Source organism: Vibrio parahaemolyticus (assembly GCF_900460535.1).
Lineage (GTDB): Bacteria > Pseudomonadota > Gammaproteobacteria > Enterobacterales > Vibrionaceae > Vibrio > Vibrio parahaemolyticus.
This window is the reverse complement of record NZ_UHIL01000001.1, coordinates 2,502,496-2,523,098: the sequence shown is the minus strand read 5'-3', so window position 1 is coordinate 2,523,098 and position 20,603 is coordinate 2,502,496. Positions and strand designations below refer to the sequence as shown.

The window sequence follows — 20,603 nt, the reverse complement described above, 5'->3', positions numbered from 1 at the left end:
ATGCACTTTGAATCTCTGAGCGACTTTTTTGCCATGGGTGGCTATGCGTCATACGTATGGAGCGCGTTCGGCATTACTTTTTTATCAATGCTTATCCTTCTAATCACCAGCCTACGTCGCGGTGATGCATTAATGAAAGAAGTGAAAGCGAAAATTGACCGTCAAGCGCGTATTGACGCAGCGAAGAATATGGAGAACACCTTATGAACCCGAGACGTAAAAAGAGGCTAGGTATTGTTCTGGCGATCTTTATCGGTATCAGTGCCACCATCGGTTTGATGTTATATGCGCTTAACCAAAATATGGACCTTTTCTACACGCCGACTGAACTGGTCAACGGTAAGCCAGATGGTACTAAACCTGAGGTTGGTCAGCGTCTTCGTATTGGTGGCATGGTGGTTGTAGGCTCGGTTCGTCGTGATCCTAACTCTCTTAAAGTGAGCTTTGATCTGCATGATGTGGGTCCAAAAGTAACGATCACTTACGAAGGTATTCTTCCTGATTTGTTCCGTGAAGGGCAGGGCATCGTTGCGCAAGGTGTTCTAAAAGACGCAACGACAGTTGAAGCGTTTGAAGTTCTCGCTAAACACGACGAAGAATATATGCCACCTGAAATTGCAGAAGCCATGAAGAAAACGCATGAACCATTGCAATACAGCAGTGAACAAAAACAAGGAAGCGGCGAATGATTGCTGAAATCGGCCATTTTGCCCTCATTTTATCTTTAGCGATGGCGGTGCTGCTTTCTGTACTGCCGCTATGGGGCGCATCAAACAATAATACGATGCTGATGAATACCGCTCGACCGCTGTCTTGGTCGATGTTCATCATGCTGTTTTTCTCGTTCGTGATTTTGTGTTGGGGTTTTTATACTAACGACTTCACTCTGCAATACGTAGCAAGTAACTCAAACAGCCAACTGCCTTGGTACTACCGTTTGACAGCGGTATGGGGTGCACACGAAGGTTCCCTATTGCTTTGGGTGCTTATCCAAGCAGGTTGGACCGTCGCGGTTGCTACATTCAGCCGCGGTATGCCACAAGAGTCGGTTGCACGTGTACTTGCCGTAATGGGTATGATCTCAGTAGGTTTCCTACTGTTTATCATCTTAACGTCAAACCCATTCCTACGTACGTTACCGTTCTTCCCTGTTGATGGTCGAGATTTGAACCCGCTTCTGCAAGACCCAGGGCTGATTGTGCATCCACCTATGCTGTACATGGGTTACGTCGGTTTCTCTGTTGCGTTTTCGTTCGCGATTGCCTCTCTAATGACAGGTCGTCTTGATACAGCATGGGCGCGCTGGTCTCGTCCTTGGACAACGGCGGCTTGGGTATTCCTAACTTTGGGTATCGCACTAGGTTCTTGGTGGGCTTATTACGAACTTGGCTGGGGCGGCTGGTGGTTCTGGGATCCAGTAGAAAACGCATCCTTTATGCCTTGGCTAGCAGGCACTGCACTCATGCACTCGTTAGCAGTAACGGAAAAACGCGGTACATTTAAAGCTTGGACAGTATTGCTAGCGATCTCTGCATTCTCGTTGAGTTTGTTAGGTACTTTCTTAGTTCGTTCGGGCATTTTGGTGTCGGTACACGCGTTTGCGTCCGATCCTTCTCGCGGTATGTTTATCCTTGGTTTCCTTGTCTTCGTTATCGGTGGCTCTTTACTGCTATTCGCGGTGAAAGGTGCGGCGGTACGTGTTCGTGGTAACTTTGATTTAGTGTCGCGCGAAAATGCACTTCTTGCCAATAACGTCTTGCTAATTGCAGCTCTTGTGGTTGTCTTAGTTGGTACGCTGTTGCCATTAGTTCACAAGCAGCTTGGTTTGGGCTCGGTTTCTATCGGTGCCCCATTCTTCGATATGCTATTTGCATGGCTGATGATGCCGTTTGCCTTCTTGCTAGGTATCGGTCCTCTTATCCGTTGGAAGCGTGACCAGTTATCTTCGATTGTGAAGCCTATGCTTGTGTCGGGCACTGTGTCTCTGGCGTTGGCGGCGGTTTGTGTATTCCTATTTGCTGATTTCTTCTCAGTGATGGCGTACATCGGCTGGGTTATGTCGATTTGGATCGTGGCAATGCATGCGTTCGAATTGCATGAGCGTGCGACGCACCGTCACAGTTTTGCTGAAGGTGTTCGTAAGCTTCAACGTAGCCACTGGGCGATGATGTTTGGTCATATCGGTCTTGCTGTGACGATCATTGGTATCGCTATGGTACAAAACTACAGCATTGAGCGTGATGTGCGTTTAGCGCCAGGTGAACACTTCCAAATCGAAGGTTATGATTTCTACTTCTCGGGTCTTCGCGATAAAGACGGTCCGAACTACGATGGTTACATCGCTGATTTCGAAATCACACACGATGGTAAGTACATCAATACACTTCATGCCGAGAAGCGTTTCTACCGCACCGCGAAGTCGATGATGACAGAAGCGGCCATTGATCGTGGCATCACTCGCGACCTTTACATCGCGATGGGGGAGCGTTTGGAAGATAACCGTTCTTGGGCGGTGCGCATTTACTACAAGCCGTTCGTACGTTGGATCTGGGCTGGCTCTTTGATCATGGCATTAGGTGGCGCACTAGCGATTTCTGATAAGCGTTACCGCTTCCGTAAGTCATCGAAAAAGAACGCAAAGTCAAACAAGCAGGTAGCATAAAATGAATAAGAAAATCTTGTTTATCCCGTTGGTTGCTTTCTTAGTTCTGGCGGGGATCTTCGCAACACAGTTGGTTCGTAACCAAGATGGGGACGACCCAACAAAGCTGGAATCTGTTTTAGTTGGCAAACCTGTTCCTAAATTTCACTTAGAAGACTTGGCCGAACCGGGTAAACAGTACGATCAGTCGATTTTTAAAGGTGAGCCTCTGCTGTTAAATGTGTGGGCTACATGGTGTCCTACTTGCTACGCAGAGCATAAATATCTCAACGAACTTGCTGGTAAAGGCGTGAAGATCATCGGTATGAACTACAAAGATGATCGAAACAAAGCGATCGGTTGGTTGAACGATTTAGGTAACCCATACCTAATTAGTCTGTTCGATGGCAGCGGTATGTTGGGTCTGGATCTTGGTGTGTACGGCGCACCGGAAACCTTCATTATCGATGCGAATGGTGTCATTCGTTACCGTCATGTAGGTGATGTTAACCCTCGAAATTGGGCTGACACGTTAGCACCAATGTACAACCAGCTGGTTGAGGAGGCGAAGCAATGAGAAAAGTGATTTTAGCAGTGTTTGCAGCCCTAACATTCTCGTTGGCGGCACATGCTGCAATTGAAGTGTATGAGTTTGACAACTTAGAGCAGGAGCAACAGTTCAAAGAGCTAGGACACACATTGCGCTGCCCTAAATGTCAGAACAACACCATCTCTGATTCGAATGCCGAACTTGCTCAAGACTTGCGCCACAAGGTCTACGAAATGACGAAAGAGGGCAAGTCAAAAGAAGAGATCGTCGATTACATGATCGCGCGCTACGGCAACTTCGTGACTTACAATCCGCCATTCACTATGTCGACAGCGATTTTATGGCTTGGTCCACTGGCTGTGGTTTTGGGCGGTTTTGGTTTGATCGTGCTTCGTAGCCGAAAGTCAAAAGCAAAAGTCACGGCAAACAACGACGAGAAATGGGACGAGCAAAAAGAAGCGCGTTTAAAGGCACTGCTTGAAGAAGAGAATAACGGAGATAATAAGTAATGACTCTATTTTGGATTTCCACCGTTATTCTTACGTTGATTGCTTGTGCGTTAGTTGCGCTGCCTCTTCTGAAGCAGAAAGTAAACAACGACGACATCTTACGTGATGAGTTGAACAAAGCTTTTTATAAAGATCGTCTTTCTGAGCTTCAAGAAGAAACAGAAGAAGGTCTTGTCGAGAGTCAAGAAGATCTGATTTCTGATCTTAAGCAGTCACTTTTGGATGATATTCCTGCACAGAAAATGAGTCAGGAAACCAAAGTCTCGCCGATGGCAGTGCTTATTCCTTCTGTGATTCTTACGGTTGCGTTAAGTTACGGGCTTTATTACAAGTTTGGCGCATCTCAAGATGTTGTGAAATGGCAAGAGGTTACGTCTAACTTGCCAGAGCTTTCTAAGAAGCTGATGTCGTCGTCTTCTGAACCTCTGAGCGATGATGAAATGGCTGATTTAACGTTGGCACTGCGCACGCGCCTGCATTATCAACCAGAAGATTCAACCGGTTGGTTGCTACTCGGTCGTATTGCATTAGCGAACCGCGATGTGACGACAGCCATCGATTCTATGAAAAAGTCGTATGCTCTTGAGCCAAAAGATCCTGACGTCATGCTAGGTTACGCTCAGGCGCTAATGCTTTCTCAAGACGAGATGGACCAAGCAACGGCTCGTTCTTTACTTGGTAAGCTCATGCAACAAGATTATGTGGATTTGCGCGTGTTCTCATTGCTCGCATTTGATGCATTTGAACGTAAAGATTACCCAGCAGCAATTAAATACTGGGGCATCATGCAGCAGATGATCGGTCCTGACGATAGCCGTTACGAAAGCCTTTCACGCAGTATCGACCATGCACGCAAACAAATGGGTGAAGTGGTTTCTCCGGATAAAAGCGTGGCAGTAACGATTAATGTCGCACCTGAAGCACAACTTGATCCTAACGCGGTATTAATTGTCTCAATTCATCGTGCTGATGGTTCACCAATGCCGGTTGCAGCCGCTCGCTATCCACTTGGTTCGTTCCCACGAACAGTGGTGCTAGATGACGGTAATGCGATGATGCAAGGACAGAAGCTATCATCGTTAGAAAAACTTATCGTGCGTGTACGTGCTGATTCTGATGGCAATGTTGCAACGCGTGACCAAGATTGGCATGGCGAAAGCGATGTGGTTGAATTCGGTCAGCCGGTTGCAGTGACCATCGATAAACAGTATCAATAGTTAGTTGTTGTCTCTGATATATGACACTTAGTCAATGTCGGGCCCATTTAGTGGTATGACTCTAAACTATCAAGTAAAATGACCAAGGCCAGCATTTGCTGGCCTTTGTTTATATACTCAAGTGACGTCTAAAATGTATTTATCGCTAACATTGAGCTCGTTGGTTGTTCCTGCATTTGCTTTTTGGCGTAGGTCATACATTTTTAAATGAGGTTACTTAAGTATATTAATAGTCGTTATGGAACATAGAATGTATAACAAGGGTAAATCCTACCTAATGTTACTGTTAGCACTTGGTCTTGTTGGCTGTTCGAGTGCGCCTGAGGAGGCAGTAACAAGTGAAGGAGAGACAAATCAAACGACTTCTGATGTGTATGATCCGTTAGAAGGCTTTAACCGCACGATGTGGGAAATCAACTACGAGTACTTAGATCCGTATTTGGTTCGTCCTGTGTCGATCGCGTACGTTGAATACACACCTGTGCCTATTCGTTCCGGTATCGCCAACTTCTTGTCAAACCTTGATGAACCATCAAGCATGGTGAACAACCTTTTGATGGGTAACGGTAGCAAAGCGGTGGATCACTTTAACCGTTTTTGGATTAACTCTACGTTCGGTATTCTCGGTGTATTTGACATCGCAACTGCGGCGGGTATCACCAAGTACGACAATAAAGAGTTCAGCAGTGCTGTTGGTCATTATGGCGTAGGGAATGGCCCATACTTTATGATACCTGGTTATGGTCCTTATACTTTGCGAGAAGTGACAGATACCGTCGATGGTATGTATCTCCCATTATCTTACTTGAATATTTGGGCTGGTTTAGGGAAGTGGGCATTAGAAGGTTTGGAAAAACGAGCGTTGCTTGTACCGCAAGAAGCACAGCTTGATAGTTCTCCAGATCCTTATGTACTGACTCGAGATGTCTACATTCAGCGTCAAAACTTTAAAGCAGAAATCGACACGGTAGAAGAAGTGAATCCGGAAGAAGAAGCGTTGTTAGACGAATATCTAGATGAATTCTAATCGTTGATGTTTCAAATAAAATGAACGCAATAAAAAAGGCTTAGCAAGTGCTAAGCCTTTTTTGTCTCTCGATTTTTAACGAGTAATTAGAAACGGTAGTTCGCTTGAACACCGATTAGCCAAACGTTACCCGTTGTTTCACCAACGAATTGACCGCCAACTACTTCAGCTGAATCGTCTGACTTGTAGCCACGAGACTCAACGATTGGTGCGTCTTTCGCGATAATGTAAGTGAAGCCAGCGTCTAGGCTGAAGTCTTTCGTCCAGTCATAAGTTGCACCGATGCTTAACCAAGTACGGTCTGTTTCTGGAATAGTGATCGTGCGGTTCTTATCACTTACAGCAGACGTATCGTATGCAATACCAGTACGTAGGGCTACCTTAGGTTGAAGTTGGTAAGTCGCACCAACTGCAAAGCGGTAGTTATCTTCCCAGTTTTCCACTTTCACCATGTGTGTACCAGCGGTTTCTAGGTGAGCTTCTAGCTTCTCGAAAGAACTCCAGTCAGTCCAGTTGAAACTTGCGTGTAGCGCAAGTTGGTCTGTTACTTGGTGGAAGCTCGCTAGTTCAGCCGTTGCTGGTAGGTTTAGGTACATGTAGCCATTGTCACGCAGCTGTGGAAGCATAGGAGTACCGAAGCCAAAACCAAGGCCCTCAGCATGACCTTCAAGCTTTAGCTCAACCTCAGATTTGTACGTGAAACCGATGCGGTTGTTTTCATTGATCTGCCACGCTGTACCCAATTGCCAACCCCAAGCCGTATCGTCACCTTCCATGTACTTCAGAGTCGTACCTTGAGGTTTTTGTAATACGTTTACTTTAGGAGTCGTGGCGCCAAAACTTCCTTCACCGATGATGTAACGAATACCACCACCAATACTTACCGCATCATTAATTTTGTATGCTGCGTTTAGGTTTGCTTCCATTGTGGTTACGCTTGCTTCGTTACCAAAATGAGAGGCGGCAAAGCCTTTGCCTAGATCCGTTTCCATACCGTAGTTCGTACCGAACGCTAGGCCGATTGCGAATTGTTCGTTGTATTGATGTGATAGGTAGAAGTTTGGAATGATCGCATCATGTGCGAAGTCATCTGAAGAGGTTGAAGAGGAGTTAATTACACTCTGATTTACTGGATGCTTAAGTGTGGTTTGACCATTGATATCAATGTTTGGATTTACATAGATGGCACCAACAGACACTTGAGTGCCCTCTAGGTAAGTAAGCATTGCTGGGTTACGCCATTGAGAACTTGCGTTGTCAGCCATTGCTGCTTCACCAGCGTAAGCACGACCTAGACCTGTTGCAGAATATTCAGCTAATTGGAAGCCTGCTGCATTTGCCATGCCTGAAGTGCCAAGTAGGCTAAGTGCTACTGCAGTTGATAGGAAAGTCTTGTTGGTTTTCATTCTAATGTTCGCTGAATTAATTATAACGTGGGGCAAAAGTCTAAAGGTAGAGTTATTACTTTAGAAATGAAAATCCGGAACATGAATGTATTTGGTGTTTTGTTCTAATTTGTTGTTTGTTTATGGTTTTATAATCTAACCATGATAGTGGAATGAAAAAAACTCAGCGAACACCTGTGAGGTCTAATTGTGATTTTTAGATACACGTGTTCACTCAAATTGAGCGGACGATAAGTGTTAGATAAGAAAAAAGGCTGGAAATCCAGCCTTTTATATAGAGTTTACTTACATTAAATATAAGGAATTTTCTTAGAAGCTACGGCTGTATTGTAAGCCAAACAGGATAGCGTCTGCGCGTGTCGTTGCTGACAAGCTCGAAATATTCTTAGGGCTTTGAGGGTTTGTTGGGTCGTACATTGGGTTTGGTGTAGACTCATTTACATCAACATCTTTACCCATTAAGTATGTAAAACCAAAGTCAACATTAGATTTGCTGTCGATATGGTATGTGAAACCAGTAGATAGCCACTGACGATCTGAATCTGGAACAGAAACAGACGTTAAGTCAGCTTGAGCACTGGTGTCGTACATGTAGCCAGCACGTAGAGTCCAATTGTTGTTTAGGTAGTAAGTACCGCCGATCGAGTAGTGCCAACCATCTTGCCATTGGTACTGCTTATCGTAGGATGAGCCCAACGGTGAACCACTTAGATTAGTGAATTCAATTTGATCGAAGGTTTCCCAGCCGATGTATTGAATACTGTAGTGTACGGCAAATTTAGTGTCTTGGATTTTGTGGTAGCCAGAAAACTCAGCCATATCTGGTAGAGGTAGCGTGATTTTTTGACCTTTGTCGTCTTTCGCTTCCATTTCTGGGCTGTGGCGGTATGCAAGTCCAAAGCGGTTGTTTTCGTCTAGTTCAAACACAGTACCAACATTAAAGCCAACTGCCCAACCATCTGCTTCATCAACGTCAACGAGAGTGCCTAACAAAGCATGTTCACGCTTCATAGTGCCTTGACCGTAGATTAGGTCTAAACCGGCACCAAAGCTCCATTGTTCATTTAAGCGGTAAGAGCCTGCAAGGCCAAAGTTTGCACTTTTAACGTCAGTGAGGCCGCCGTATTCTTTTGCTGCAAAGCTGTTGTCGAACTCTGTTTTAGTGCCGAAGTTGGAGTACGCATTTACGCCCCATGCAAACTTGTCATTTACAGGAACGATTAGATGAATGTTCGGTGCAATAGAAGTATCGCCAGCGTCGTCATAGTTAGAGTCAACAGGCTTGAACAATGTTGGTGCTACTTGGCATTTTGCATCACAATACTTCGCATCTTTCACTTCAATCATTGAAGTAATGCTTTCAAAACCAAGTGACAGCTCCATTTTATCAAAAAGAGCCATTGCCGCTGGGTTACGAGCCATTACTGACGCGTTATCGGCGATTACTGCATCACCAGCAAACGCACGGCCGATGCCAGTTGCTGATTGAGCGTTAATTTGGAAACCTGCTGCCATCGATTGACCTGAGGCAAAAGCTACCGTTACTGCTAGGAGAGTCTTTTTAAACAGACGCGTATTCTGAGTCATTTGTTTTTCCTTATTAGATTCGTCTCTCTGGACGATAAATTGAGCTTTTGCTCAGTGGCGCAGATAGTAGTATCAAGAGTGGGCTAGACAAATCCGACCATTAGATAAAATTGAATAAAAATTGCGGAAATGATGTCTAAAAGACGGGAAATTGCGCTTAAATTGCATAGTTTAGAGTTTAAGCTCTAAATGCAATCGGCGTGGTGAATGTTTTGTGAGCGATTAATACAAAAATGCCGCCAAATGAGAGTATTTGACGGCATTTCAATGTTTCTAAGCGAAAGTTGGTGAAGTTGTTACATTGGTTTTAGCATAGGCGCCAGTTTAGTGGCGATAGCGTCAATGTCTTCACCTTGTTCGCCGACTAAAATCATGCTGGTTGAACCAACGGGTTGGACGATACCTGTCATACCATCCTTTTCAAAATCTGCCGTTTGTTGGCTAGAAATTCCCGTAATAAAGAGCGTTACTTTGCCCTTTACACCCTGAAAAACCATGTGTAAAGCATTAGCTTCACCAAATCCACAGTGGTTTAGGTAGTAAACGTGGTAAGGGAAGTTGTCACTAAACTGATAATGAAATGGCGACATCTTCGCATTGATCTGGGAACTCGGCACGTTTTCATCTAAATGGCGTACAAACGACTCTTCATGAATGACATGTTTAATAGCCGTATCTGCGAGACTGGCTTGCGCAGGAGGCACCAGAATGTTACCCCAGTTGATTTGCCCCACCAGCAAACCTGCGGTAAAGGCAACAGAAGCTGCAAGCGCCATAGCTTTGCGGACAAAGTTGGGTTTGACGACTTTTTCGTCAAGCGCGCTAGAGGTTTGGCTAAACAAGATTTTATCAGCAAGATCCTCTGGCACATCCACATTCATGGCCTGCTTAATTTTCGCGTCGAGATCCAAAACGTCATCAACAAACTTACTGTTGGCATCGCTAGCAGCCAACGCTTGCAGAATCTCTTCATCCTTCTGTTTTGGATCCGACAAAATACGACGACGAAATTCTAAATCATCCATTTTTTTGTCCTCTCTTAGTATCTTGAGAATCCAACATCTCTTTAAGTTGATTTCGAGCTCGGAAAAGTCGAGTCATTACTGTGTTCTTATTTAAATCAAGAATGTCGCCGATTTCTTCTCCACTGAAACCACCAATAACCTGAAGAAACAGAGGTTCACGATATTCCACATCCAACCTCATGATCTGTGCTTGAAGCCATTCTTGTTGATGATGAGGATCGTCGCTGACCTTAGCATCGTTGCCGTAGTCATCGATATCAACTAAATCAAATTGTTTGCGTTCGAAGCGACGTGCGTTTTCTCGCCTTAATATAGTAATAAGCCAAGATTTCGCAGCTTTTTCATCTTGAAGGCTATCGAGAGACTTCCATGCACGTAAGCAGGTCTCTTGCACTAAGTCTTCCGCAATTGCTTTGTCCTTACACAACCAGTATGCATAGCGGTACAAATCGCGGTGATAGCCCCGGACGAGCGCTTCATATTTTCTTTGTTTGTCCATATCAGAGTTGACCGGACTGTTGGAATTTTTCTTTCCAAACATTTTTAATATGGCCACAGGAGCCTCCATCCTCGCTCTGTGTATTTCTTATACGTTTTGAGCATGACTTTACTTCTATTCCATCACTTATGGCTAAGCCAATCTAAGCCAGCATCGAGTGATAAATCCATTCGTTACAAGCTAAGTCGGTATATAAAAGTGTATACACAAATAACCGATATTATCTTTAGTGATGCAGCTTTGCTTGTTAACAATATCATCATTTAGTTATCAATGACTTGGTTAAATGCATTGGATTTATGTATCTGATGCGTATTTTGAGTAGCAAGCTTGTGAATGGACTTGAATAGATGAGGCATTTAGATGCGTTCAAAGATCGTAAAATCACCATAAAATTGATCTATTTCAAAATCTCAAGCAGTGAAGGGGTTATAGTACATCTTGTCATCTCGTTAGTCCTTGTGACTAACATGTTGAGCAAGATGACACTTCCTTTTGAAGGCTGACTTTACTTTCTCCTAATCAGGAAACTGATTAATTTTCAATTGGCGTAAGTTAATTGTTTTATAGATATTCCGACCACACAGTTATGTGTGGTTTTTTTTTGCTTCAATTTTACCTGCCACACACTTTCTGCCGTTTTTAGCTTCTATAGTTATTCAATATAATCAATGAACTAGAGCAATTGATCTACTTGCTTCACGTTTATTTAAACGCATGTTTGATAAATTTAACAAATTGATTACAATGCATCAGGTCAGACCTCTTGTATTTAAGGAGAAACAATGGGCAAGCAGGAAGTAAAAACACGCAATGGTGAGCGTGTTGCTATTGTCGCGGGGCTTCGAACTCCCTTTGCTCGTCAAAGCACGGAATTTAGCCAAGTGCCAGCGGTCGATTTAGGGAAAATGGTAGTAAGCGAAATGCTTGCTCGAACAGATATTGATCCGAAATTAATTGAACAAGTGGTGTTTGGACAAGTGGTTCAAATGCCTGAAGCACCAAACATCGCACGAGAAATCGTATTGGGCACGGGGATGAACATCCATACCGACGCTTACAGCGTGACGCGTGCTTGTGCGACGAGCTTCCAAGCGGCGGTAAACGTAGCAGAGAGCATCATGGCGGGCACCATTGAAATTGGTATCGCTGGTGGTGCGGATTCATCTTCTGTACTTCCTATCGGTGTGTCCAAAAAACTTGCTGCTAACCTGTTGGCTCTAAGCAAAACCAAAACATTGGGTCAGAAGCTCAATATTCTCAAGAGTCTGAGTTTTAAAGACCTCATGCCTGTTCCGCCAGCCGTCGCGGAATACTCGACGGGTTTGTCGATGGGACAAACGGCAGAGCAAATGGCGAAGACGCACGGTATCTCACGCGCAGAACAAGATGCGCTAGCTCATCGCTCTCATACATTGGCATCCCAAGCTTGGAAAGAAGGCAAAATCCAAGGTGAGGTGATGACCGCTTTCCCTGAACCTTACAAAAAGTGGATTTCTGAAGACAACAACGTTCGTCACGACTCGACGTTAGAGGGCTATGCAAAGTTACGTCCTGCATTTGACCGCCAGTACGGCAGTGTTACCGCAGCAAACAGTACGCCGCTGACTGATGGCGGCGCGGCAGTGATGCTGATGCGCGAAGGTAAAGCGAATGAGTTGGGCATGGAAATTCTTGGCTACATCCGTGGCTACGCATTCTCAGCGATTGGTGTGGAAAAAGACATGCTGATGGGACCGTCTTACGCGACTGCGAAAGTGCTCGAAAACACAGGCTTGGAACTGTCGGATCTGACTCTGATCGATATGCATGAAGCGTTTGCTGCTCAAGCATTGGCAAACGTGAAAATGTTTGCCTCAGATAAGTTTGCTCAAGAAAACCTAGGTCGTTCGAAAGCGATCGGTGAAATCGACATGGATAAATTCAACGTGCTCGGTGGCTCAATTGCTTACGGTCACCCATTCGCGGCGACGGGTGCGCGTATGATGACGCAAACTCTACGTGAACTGAAACGTCGTGGTGGTGGTATTGCATTGAATACCGCTTGTGCTGCGGGTGGTCTTGGCGCTGCAATGATTCTGGAGGTTGAGTAATGAGCGAGCAAAAAGCATTTAGTCTTAACGTTGATGAGCAGAACATTGCATGGTTAGCGATCGACGTACCAAATGAAAAGATGAACACGCTACAGGCAGCTTTTGCTGATGAAATGAAAGAAATTTTTGCTCAGCTAAAAGACTCCAGTGGCATCAAAGGGATGATCATTCACTCCTTAAAACCGGATAATTTTGTGGCAGGTGCCGATGTTCGTATGTTGGAGGCATGCACCACAGCGAATGAAGCACAAGCATTGGCAAAACAAGGTCAAGAGTTGTTCCAACAACTGTCTGACTTACCTTACCCTGTGGTTGCGGCTATTCACGGCCCATGTTTGGGTGGCGGTTTAGAACTTGCGCTTGCATGTGATTACCGTGTTTGTACGGATTCCGATAAGACACGCTTAGGCTTACCAGAAGTTCAACTCGGTCTATTGCCGGGTTCTGGCGGTACTCAGCGTTTGCCTCGTTTGATTGGTCTGTTACCGTCATTGGACTTGATCCTGACGGGTAAACAGCTTCGCGCGAAGAAAGCCAAAAAACTGGGCGTTGTGGACGCGTGTGTCCCTGACACAATTTTGCTCGACGTAGCAAAACAGTTTATCGACAAAGGCAAGAACAAGGGCAAGAAAAAGCAATCGACGAAAGAGAAGTTGATGTCGGGCAGTGGGTTAGGTCGTAAGCTTGTTTTCGAACAAGCTGCGAAGAAAACCAACCAGAAGACCCGTGGCAACTATCCAGCAACGGTCGCGATTCTTGAAGTGATTCAACACGGTCTGGAAAAAGGCTTTGCACAAGGGCAAGAGCTTGAAGCGAAACGATTTGGTGAGCTTGTGATGAGCTCCGAATCGAAAGCATTGCGCTCTATCTTCTTCGCGACTACTGAAATGAAGAAGGAACACGGCACGGATGCACAGCCTGCAGCGGTGAAAAAAGTGGGTGTTCTTGGTGGCGGCTTAATGGGCGCTGGGATCAGTCATGTAACGGTTGCAAAAGCAAAAGTGCCTGTTCGAATCAAAGATGTGAGCAATGACGGTGTGTTGAATGCACTTAACTACAACTACAAGTTGTTTGAGAAGCAGCGCAAACGTCGCATCCTGTCGAAAGCCGATTTACAGGCAAAGATGTTGCAACTGTCAGGTGGCGTAGACTTTACAAGTTACAACCACATTGATGTTGTGATCGAAGCGGTTTTCGAAGACTTGGATCTAAAACAACAGATGGTTGCGGACATTGAAGCAAACGCAAAATCTGAAACTATTTTTGCTACGAACACGTCTTCGTTACCAATCCACAAGATTGCAGAAAAGGCAGAGCGACCAGAAAACATCGTCGGTTTACATTACTTTAGCCCAGTAGAAAAAATGCCGCTGGTGGAAGTGATTCCGCATGAAACAACGTCTGATGAAACCATTTCGACAGTTGTCGCATTGGCTAAGAAGCAGGGTAAAACCCCAATCGTTGTGAAGGACAAAGCTGGCTTTTACGTAAACCGCATTCTTGCGCCTTACATGAATGAAGCTGCGCATATCTTGCTGGCAAATGAGCCGATTGAGAAGTTAGATGGTGCGCTGTTGGATTTCGGCTTCCCTGTTGGGCCAATCACGTTACTTGATGAAGTTGGTGTTGATATTGGCGCGAAGATCATGCCGATTCTGGTCAATGAGTTGGGCGAGCGATTCAAAGGTCCTGATGTATTCGATATCTTATTGAATGACGGTCGCAAAGGACGCAAGAGCGGGAAAGGTTTCTACACTTACAAAGGTAAGAAGAAAGAAGTCGATAAATCCATCTACAAGCTACTCAAACTGACGCCAGAATCGAAGCTCAGCGATAACGATATTGCGTTGCGCTGTGTACTGCCAATGCTTAATGAAGCAGTACGATGCTTGGACGACGGTATTATTCGCTCTCCGCGCGATGGCGATATTGGTGCGATTTTTGGTATTGGCTTCCCTCCATTCCTTGGCGGGCCATTCCGTTATATGGATCAGTTCGGTTTGAAAGAACTGGTTGAGAAAATGAACGAATTTGCATCGAAATATGGCGATCGTTATGCGCCATGCGACGGACTTCTGACTAGAGCGGGTGAAGGTCGTACCTTCTACTAAGTGCTTGAAACTCTGAACATTAAAAAGGCTTGCATCGCGCAAGCCTTTTTTCGAACAGAAGTGTTTATTTCTTCTTGTCTTTTTTATCTTTGTTATGCCCTTTACCTGGGTTGTCATCGCCACGCACGCTAGCGTTTCCTTTTTTGTCTTTATCATCCCAGTTTTTAGAAGAGCAATCGTCGGATTTGACGGAAATATTGTCACCGCTTAGGCGAACACAATCTTTGCTCAACTCAAAATCGTCACCTTTTACTGTGATTTCTGCATGAGCGGATGCGAATGGTAATAATACTGCAGCAAGTAGTAATAGTTTCTTCATGAGTGCCTCATCTACATGTTTTTTGTGCGGTAATTAGAGCATAAGCGGCAATCGCGTAATTTCAATTTTCTGTTAAGACTATCCAAGTCGTATTAGTAAATTGATGGGGTTCTCACATATTTTACAGCTCGACTTCCGCCCATTTTATCCATTACGGTGCTGGTCTTAGCCCAGACCACAATCTTTTGGTCGTAACTGAAATTCTTCGATAGAGCCAATTTCTTGTCCTAAGTGAATTCGAGGAGCATCGACATGTGCTTGGCCTTGCGAGTGCATGACCAACCGGTTTGCTGTTCTCGGTTTCAGTTCGTTAACGACAAAGCGAATCATGTCTGCTCTTGTTAGCTTTTTGAGCTCGGCTAGTACTTTTTCGCGTTGATTAAACTCGGTATCTTTGTTGCCTATGGCTACCCACAAGCGTTGCGCTCGTCCACGTAAAGTCGTGTCTGGGGTTGCGATTTGGTTCCAAAGGCCACGCTTACTGCTGTGCCATTGGTAGTCGTTGAGCTCCAAAAGCACCATGTAAAATGCATTTAAAAATTCGTCGATAGAGGTGACCAATTCCGCAGGAGCTGCGTTTGGTGATTGCACATAAAGCACAATCCCCGGATGACGGTTCAGTGGCATGTTACCAGTGCCGACCATGTAGCCGAGTTGCTGCTTGGTGCGAATCTCATGAAAGAAGGTTGCCGACATGAGGTGATTGGCCAAAGAATAAAGTGCGATGCTGCGCGGTTCGATGTCTTCACACTGGTGGTAAATTACCACAGCAGAATCTTGTTGATTACAATGCACTTCGCGCTGAAAACTGCCATTTTGACCGAGCATAATTAACGGACGCAGTGCTTCTTCGTAGCGCTGTTCTTTTACGCGCAAGGCATCTTTCAAGGTTGTTGCCATATCATGCGCTTGTTGACGTTGCCAGTCGCCATAAACGAACATTTCTACGTGGAGTTCCGCCAAAATCGACTCGACGAATGTCGACAGTTCATCGACTTCAATCTCTTCCAGCGCTTCTGCAAGCGTCGCGAAAGGAGGATTGTTGGGCTGCAACAAACCTGTTAATGCGTTGAACAGTTGAGAAATTGGGCGATCTTGAGATGAATTTCGCCAATTACGTAATAATTGTTGTTTGATGGTTTCAAACCGAGTCGGGTTAAACTCTCTCGCGGCGAAACGGCGTAAAATCATCTCAAGCAGTTGTGGCAGTTTTTGGCTGAAGCCCGACAACGTCAAAGTTACACCGCCTTGGTGCGCATACATGTTGTAGCCCATGCCCGCGATTTCAGCTTGGTAGGTTTCTTTGGCTAGTGAGTCCAAAAACATTTCGACACAAAGACGTGTTTTCACAATATTCTTAGGCGACGCGACCGCGTGAGAACTGTCGATCGCAACGTACACTACGCCTTTCGGCACTCGGAACTCATCATCTTGCAAATGCCACAGGCGAAAACCTTCGAGATCTTCAATCAACTCCGGTAGTGAGCCCCCGTTTTCAAAGGGCATTGGGTCGAGGTCGTAACAAATGTACGGGTTCTTCTCTGGCAGAACAAACTGCCAACGCGGATCAATTTGTTGGAAGAAGCGTTTTTGCTCGCTACTGAATGGAGTGACGGAGTAGGGGGTGAAATACCACTCCGCAGTGCGATTGTACTCCAGTCCTTTGGCGATCAGCGTAACGCGGACATTGTCGACAGATAAATATTGCAGTAGAGAACGTTGCAGATCTTCATCATAGCCCGACATTTTGTAGTCGCCATAGATAATATCGTGCGGCTGATAATGCTGCATATTGATGACTAAATGGCTAACTAAATCGAGAGGGCGTGAAGGTTCTTGAAAGCGGAACGCAGACTCCAATACTGCTTGCTTCTCTAGGTAGCGCCACTCATTCATTCCGTCTTGTTTGATCATGGTTAGATATTGAAAGACAGCTTGAATGATGTCATCAACGTGGTCTACCCCTTCTGTTGTGAGTGTACAACTGACCGTAAAATCACGATAGTTGCTACCACTTGCCCCGCCCCCGGCTGATAGGGAAGTGATCCAGCCTTTGCTTTTCAGTTGCAGCATCAAGCTCCCTTCGCCTTCGTAACCTAACAAATGAGCGAAATAAGAGAGAGGCTTCACGCCGTAGTGTTTATCCATTCCCGGCATAGGGAAGGTGAGAATGAGTTTGCGAAACTCTTTGATGGGCTCAATTTGAACCAAAATTCCGGTGCTGTCTTCAGTCCCAATCGGTACATCAATCGATTTGCCACTTAATTGATGATTAGGGATGTCGGCGAACATGGCTTCTACCCAAGCTTGCTGCTCATCAAGAGATTGAGGCCCAAACAACGTCAGCGTCATAAGATCGGCTGAATATTGAGAATGATGAAACTCGACAATTTCATCACGAATAGACTGACCATCTCGGTCGCCAAGCGTATCTAAATTGCCGACAGAGAATTTTGAAAATGGATGTTCTGGATTGATGACTTCTTTGTTGACTTGATACAAGCGACGCGAGTCGTCATTCAATTTCAGCTTGTACTCAGAGTCGACCGCTTGGCGCTCTTTATCTAATGCTTCTTCGTTAAACAGTGGCGCGGTAAAGAATTGGCTAAAGCGATCCAGTGCGTTTTCAAATGCACTTGGAGTGACATCAAAAAAGAAGCAGGTGTGCTCCGTTCCTGTCCACGCGTTATTCGTTCCACCATGTTGGCTAATATAACTTTGAAACTCGCCCACTTTAGGGTATTTTTCCGTACCCAAAAAAAGCATGTGTTCTAGATAGTGAGCCAGACCTTGACGATCAACTGGGTCGTCGAAGTGTCCAACGTTCACAGCTAGGGCGGCTGCCGACTGTTGAGCTGTATCAGAATGAATCAGCAATACGCGCAAGCCATTACTCAAAGTAAGGTAGCGGTATTGGTTTGAATCGTTTGGACTTAGGTGCACGATGCGTCTCCAGATTTCGCATTACATTAATTATGAACCCCAAAGGGGGTAGCGCAAATGTTGCGTTCGACAAATACTGCTTGCCGCATTTTTGTTATTCGTAAGAGTACTGCATTGGGCCCATCGCTTTTGCGTATGGGGTAGAGCTGTTTGAAGGAATGCACTGAGTTCATGACTTCATCGTAGAATGTGATGAACTGAGTATATTCTTTTTAATAGATTGTTAAGAAAGTCGCTATCTTTAGCAAGCGAATTGGTATAATGAACAGATAATTATATCAGTATTTTTGTTTCGTCATTATTAAAATTAGCCCCGGTTATCTATAAAGATAGCAGTCAACCTTTTGGTAGCGTTAGCTATCCCTAGGAAATAACATGAAAATATTCATCATGCGTCATGGCGAAGCTGAGCATTTCGCAGATTCAGACGCAGCAAGAGAACTGACCCAAAGAGGCAGAACCGAGTCAGAGGCTGTTGCACGAGCTTGTGCTGAGCAAGGTTTTGCTCAATTTGACAAAGTGTTGGTGAGCCCCTACATCCGTGCTCAGCAAACCTGGCAAGAAATCAGTACGTTTTTCTCGACAAAAAGCATCGAGACCAGTGACGACATCACACCATACGGTCAGTCGGATTGCGTATTTGATTTTGCGAACGCGCTCATTGAAGTCGAGAAACTAGAATCTCTATTGTTTGTTTCTCATTTACCGTTAGTTGGTTATTTGACGTCTGAGTTTGTGAAAGAGATGACGCCTCCGATGTTCCCAACCTCTGGTTTAGTGTGCATCGAATACGAACCACAAACACAGCGTGGTGAGGTGCTTTGGCATATTACGCCTTAAGCGTCTAAGTCATCGTTATTTAAAGATAAATCGATCTCTTAAATAGACAGACATCTAAAATAAGCATTTAAAAATTAGATATAGATAAACAAAAGGCAGGAATATCCTGCCTTTCTTATTCTTAGAATGTATGTGTTACTTCTCTGGAATAGAGAGCAAAACCAGCAGCGCGCCGTCACCGCCAAATTCTAACGGTGCTTGGTGGAAGGCCATCACATCAGGGTGCTGAGCCAGCCAAAGTGGGGCTTTTTGCTTCAGAATGTGTTTACCAATACCGTGTTGAACACACGCACAGTGAATTTCGTTTTTTACGCAATAGGCGATCATGGCACCAAGTTCGCGTTTAGCTTCTTGCTGTGTCATGCCGTGCATATCGAGGAAAACGTCAGGCACGTAGACACCGCGACGCAGACGTTTCACTTCATAAGTAGAAACATCATCACGAGCATAGCGAGTTGGGCCTTCTTCGTTTAATCGAGGCACAAACTCATCGGAAAAGTAAAACTCAGAATCACTCGCTTCTCGGTTTGAGCGTTTGATTTCTTTTTGCTTAGTATTTTTTTTTGGTTGCTGGATTATGGTATCCTGTCGCAACTTTTTTACGCCCTGTACTGCTTCCTTAAACAAGGCGAAATCGTCATCATGTTCGGTGTCTTTTTTGCTCATTAGGTAAACAATTTCATTAATAAACTTTATTGGCAGTATTGTAGCGCTTTTCGGAGGCAATTTTGGATAAGATTTTTGTAGAAGAGGCGGTATCGGAACTGCATACCCTTCAAGATATGATTCGTTGGACGGTTAGCCGCTTTAATGCAGCGAACCTGTTTTACGGTCATGGTACTGATAACGCGTGGGATGAAGCCGTTCAGCTTATCCTGCCAACCTTATACTTGCCGATCGATGTGCCTCCGCATGTATTGAACTCTCGCCTAACTACAAGCGAGCGTCTACGCATTGTTGAGCGAGTAGTAAAACGCATTAACGAGCGTACGCCAACGGCTTACTTAACAAACAAAGCGTGGTTCTGTGGTCTTGAGTTTTTCGTTGACGAACGTGTTCTTGTGCCACGTTCTCCAATTGGTGAATTGATTCAAGCGGAATTCCAACCTTGGCTGGTAGAAGAGCCAACTCGAATCATGGATCTATGTACGGGCAGTGGCTGTATTGCGATTGCATGTGCGCACGCATTCCCTGAAGCAGAAGTTGACGCGATTGATATCTCAGCGGACGCGCTTCAAGTCGCAGAACAAAACATTCAAGATCACGGCATGGAACAACAAGTGTTCCCAATCCGTTCGGATCTGTTCCGCGATCTGCCAAAAGAAAAATACAACCTCATCGTGTCTAACCCACCTTATGTGGATGAAGAAGACATGAACAGCCTGCCACAAGAGTTCACACATGAACCTGAGCTAGGTTTGGCTGCGGGTACCGATGGCCTGAAATTGGTTCGCCGTATTCTTGCGAACGCGCCAGACTACCTAACTGATGACGGTATCTTGATCTGTGAAGTGGGCAACTCAATGATCCATATGATGGACCAGTACCCACAAATTCCATTCACTTGGATTGAATTTGAAAACGGTGGCCACGGCGTATTTATGCTGACTCGTGCGCAACTGGTTGATTGTGCAGAAGAGTTCAAACTGTACAAAGACTAATCCGTCTTTCCCAAAAACCTCAAAACACCGAGCCTGATGCTCGGTGTTTTTTTATGCATAACTCATCGATATTAACTCTTTACATCAAAACGTAATAAAGCCACTATGAATCCACGAAGAATTGGAAAGCAGTTGCGCTCAATCAGAGAGCGTGGCGACAATAACTTGAGGAAGT

Annotated in this window: 18 protein-coding genes; 11 read left to right on the top strand and 7 right to left on the bottom strand. The window is 45.0% G+C overall.

The window, feature by feature from the left end; all coding sequences use genetic code 11:
- The 7 genes from ccmD (at position 1) to DYB02_RS12935 (ending at position 5,944) form a co-directional block, all read left to right on the top strand.
- Positions 1 to 207 carry a heme exporter protein CcmD gene (ccmD, locus tag DYB02_RS12965; RefSeq protein WP_005457743.1) on the top strand — a complete coding sequence of 69 codons (207 nt, stop codon included), beginning with the start codon at positions 1 to 3 and terminating at the stop codon, positions 205 to 207.
- Positions 204 to 689 carry a cytochrome c maturation protein CcmE gene (gene ccmE / locus DYB02_RS12960; RefSeq protein ID WP_005457727.1) on the top strand — a complete coding sequence of 162 codons (486 nt, stop codon included), beginning with the start codon at positions 204 to 206 and terminating at the stop codon, positions 687 to 689. The genes ccmD and ccmE overlap by 4 nt, the downstream gene beginning before the upstream one ends.
- Positions 686 to 2,662, top strand: a complete 1,977-nt coding sequence (locus DYB02_RS12955) for a heme lyase CcmF/NrfE family subunit (RefSeq protein ID WP_029804653.1) — start codon at positions 686 to 688, stop codon at positions 2,660 to 2,662. The genes ccmE and DYB02_RS12955 overlap by 4 nt, the downstream gene beginning before the upstream one ends.
- A gap of 1 nt (position 2,663) precedes the next feature.
- On the top strand, positions 2,664 to 3,218 hold the full coding sequence (locus DYB02_RS12950) for a DsbE family thiol:disulfide interchange protein (RefSeq protein ID WP_005457723.1): 555 nt from the start codon (positions 2,664 to 2,666) through the stop codon (positions 3,216 to 3,218).
- Positions 3,215 to 3,700 carry a cytochrome c-type biogenesis protein gene (locus DYB02_RS12945; protein ID WP_005457737.1) on the top strand — a complete coding sequence of 162 codons (486 nt, stop codon included), beginning with the start codon at positions 3,215 to 3,217 and terminating at the stop codon, positions 3,698 to 3,700. Before DYB02_RS12950 ends, DYB02_RS12945 begins: the two co-directional genes overlap by 4 nt.
- A complete protein-coding gene (gene ccmI / locus DYB02_RS12940; RefSeq protein WP_029804654.1) occupies positions 3,700 to 4,917 on the top strand; it encodes a c-type cytochrome biogenesis protein CcmI in 1,218 nt (405 codons plus the stop codon). Before DYB02_RS12945 ends, ccmI begins: the two co-directional genes overlap by 1 nt.
- Before the next feature lie 250 nt (positions 4,918 to 5,167).
- A complete protein-coding gene (locus DYB02_RS12935) occupies positions 5,168 to 5,944 on the top strand; it encodes an MlaA family lipoprotein (RefSeq protein ID WP_011106038.1) in 777 nt (258 codons plus the stop codon).
- An 86-nt stretch (positions 5,945 to 6,030) separates the two neighbouring features.
- Here DYB02_RS12935 and DYB02_RS12930 read toward each other — a convergent pair whose 3' ends face one another.
- The 4 genes from DYB02_RS12930 to DYB02_RS12915 all read right to left on the bottom strand — a co-directional run bounded on the left by DYB02_RS12930 (position 6,031) and on the right by DYB02_RS12915 (position 10,530).
- Positions 6,031 to 7,350: an outer membrane protein transport protein gene (locus DYB02_RS12930; RefSeq protein ID WP_025559255.1), complete on the bottom strand. Its 1,320-nt coding sequence runs from the start codon at positions 7,348 to 7,350 to the stop codon at positions 6,031 to 6,033.
- Between the two features lie 309 nt (positions 7,351 to 7,659).
- Entirely contained in the window at positions 7,660 to 8,937 is a 1,278-nt protein-coding gene (locus tag DYB02_RS12925; RefSeq protein ID WP_025589071.1) for an outer membrane protein transport protein, read from the bottom strand.
- Positions 8,938 to 9,233: 296 nt separating this feature from the next.
- Positions 9,234 to 9,962, bottom strand: a complete 729-nt coding sequence (locus DYB02_RS12920) for a DUF3379 domain-containing protein (RefSeq protein WP_025574821.1) — start codon at positions 9,960 to 9,962, stop codon at positions 9,234 to 9,236.
- Positions 9,955 to 10,530: a sigma-70 family RNA polymerase sigma factor gene (locus tag DYB02_RS12915; protein ID WP_005479482.1), complete on the bottom strand. Its 576-nt coding sequence runs from the start codon at positions 10,528 to 10,530 to the stop codon at positions 9,955 to 9,957. The genes DYB02_RS12920 and DYB02_RS12915 overlap by 8 nt, the downstream gene beginning before the upstream one ends.
- Before the next feature lie 716 nt (positions 10,531 to 11,246).
- Here DYB02_RS12915 and fadI point away from each other — a divergent pair.
- Positions 11,247 to 12,554, top strand: a complete 1,308-nt coding sequence (gene fadI / locus DYB02_RS12905) for an acetyl-CoA C-acyltransferase FadI (protein ID WP_029804655.1) — start codon at positions 11,247 to 11,249, stop codon at positions 12,552 to 12,554.
- A complete protein-coding gene (fadJ, locus tag DYB02_RS12900) occupies positions 12,554 to 14,665 on the top strand; it encodes a fatty acid oxidation complex subunit alpha FadJ (protein WP_005457741.1) in 2,112 nt (703 codons plus the stop codon). The genes fadI and fadJ overlap by 1 nt, the downstream gene beginning before the upstream one ends.
- 64 nt (positions 14,666 to 14,729) lie before the next feature.
- On the opposite strand, the gene DYB02_RS12895 is transcribed toward fadJ, so the two are convergent.
- Entirely contained in the window at positions 14,730 to 14,984 is a 255-nt protein-coding gene (locus tag DYB02_RS12895; protein WP_029806327.1) for a hypothetical protein, read from the bottom strand.
- Between the two features lie 165 nt (positions 14,985 to 15,149).
- Positions 15,150 to 17,927, bottom strand: a complete 2,778-nt coding sequence (locus tag DYB02_RS12890) for an insulinase family protein (protein ID WP_029806328.1) — start codon at positions 17,925 to 17,927, stop codon at positions 15,150 to 15,152.
- Positions 17,928 to 18,302: 375 nt separating this feature from the next.
- On the opposite strand from DYB02_RS12890, the gene sixA reads away from it, so the two are divergent.
- Entirely contained in the window at positions 18,303 to 18,767 is a 465-nt protein-coding gene (sixA, locus tag DYB02_RS12885; RefSeq protein WP_005457775.1) for a phosphohistidine phosphatase SixA, read from the top strand.
- Positions 18,768 to 18,902: 135 nt separating this feature from the next.
- Here sixA and smrB read toward each other — a convergent pair whose 3' ends face one another.
- Complete coding sequence (gene smrB / locus DYB02_RS12880; protein WP_005457721.1) at positions 18,903 to 19,433, bottom strand: endonuclease SmrB; 531 nt, start codon at positions 19,431 to 19,433, stop codon at positions 18,903 to 18,905.
- A 62-nt stretch (positions 19,434 to 19,495) separates the two neighbouring features.
- On the opposite strand from smrB, the gene prmB reads away from it, so the two are divergent.
- A complete protein-coding gene (gene prmB, locus DYB02_RS12875) occupies positions 19,496 to 20,428 on the top strand; it encodes a 50S ribosomal protein L3 N(5)-glutamine methyltransferase (protein ID WP_005457652.1) in 933 nt (310 codons plus the stop codon).
- Positions 20,429 to 20,603 lie beyond the last annotated feature (175 nt).

Excerpts from the sequence above, each read along its gene's own strand:
- ccmI (WP_029804654.1), top strand. The coding sequence starts at position 3,700 with ATGACTCTATTTTGGATTTCCACCGTTATTCTTACGTTGATTGCTTGT.
- DYB02_RS12920 (WP_025574821.1), bottom strand. The coding sequence starts at position 9,962 with ATGGATGATTTAGAATTTCGTCGTCGTATTTTGTCGGATCCAAAACAG.
- DYB02_RS12950 (WP_005457723.1), top strand. The coding sequence starts at position 2,664 with ATGAATAAGAAAATCTTGTTTATCCCGTTGGTTGCTTTCTTAGTTCTG.
- smrB (WP_005457721.1), bottom strand. The coding sequence starts at position 19,433 with ATGAGCAAAAAAGACACCGAACATGATGACGATTTCGCCTTGTTTAAG.
- DYB02_RS12895 (WP_029806327.1), bottom strand. The coding sequence starts at position 14,984 with ATGAAGAAACTATTACTACTTGCTGCAGTATTATTACCATTCGCATCC.
- DYB02_RS12930 (WP_025559255.1), bottom strand. The coding sequence starts at position 7,350 with ATGAAAACCAACAAGACTTTCCTATCAACTGCAGTAGCACTTAGCCTA.
- DYB02_RS12915 (WP_005479482.1), bottom strand. The coding sequence starts at position 10,530 with ATGGAGGCTCCTGTGGCCATATTAAAAATGTTTGGAAAGAAAAATTCC.
- DYB02_RS12935 (WP_011106038.1), top strand. The coding sequence starts at position 5,168 with ATGTATAACAAGGGTAAATCCTACCTAATGTTACTGTTAGCACTTGGT.
- fadJ (WP_005457741.1), top strand. The coding sequence starts at position 12,554 with ATGAGCGAGCAAAAAGCATTTAGTCTTAACGTTGATGAGCAGAACATT.
- ccmE (WP_005457727.1), top strand. The coding sequence starts at position 204 with ATGAACCCGAGACGTAAAAAGAGGCTAGGTATTGTTCTGGCGATCTTT.
- DYB02_RS12955 (WP_029804653.1), top strand. The coding sequence starts at position 686 with ATGATTGCTGAAATCGGCCATTTTGCCCTCATTTTATCTTTAGCGATG.
- sixA (WP_005457775.1), top strand. The coding sequence starts at position 18,303 with ATGAAAATATTCATCATGCGTCATGGCGAAGCTGAGCATTTCGCAGAT.
- ccmD (WP_005457743.1), top strand. The coding sequence starts at position 1 with ATGCACTTTGAATCTCTGAGCGACTTTTTTGCCATGGGTGGCTATGCG.
- DYB02_RS12945 (WP_005457737.1), top strand. The coding sequence starts at position 3,215 with ATGAGAAAAGTGATTTTAGCAGTGTTTGCAGCCCTAACATTCTCGTTG.
- fadI (WP_029804655.1), top strand. The coding sequence starts at position 11,247 with ATGGGCAAGCAGGAAGTAAAAACACGCAATGGTGAGCGTGTTGCTATT.
- DYB02_RS12925 (WP_025589071.1), bottom strand. The coding sequence starts at position 8,937 with ATGACTCAGAATACGCGTCTGTTTAAAAAGACTCTCCTAGCAGTAACG.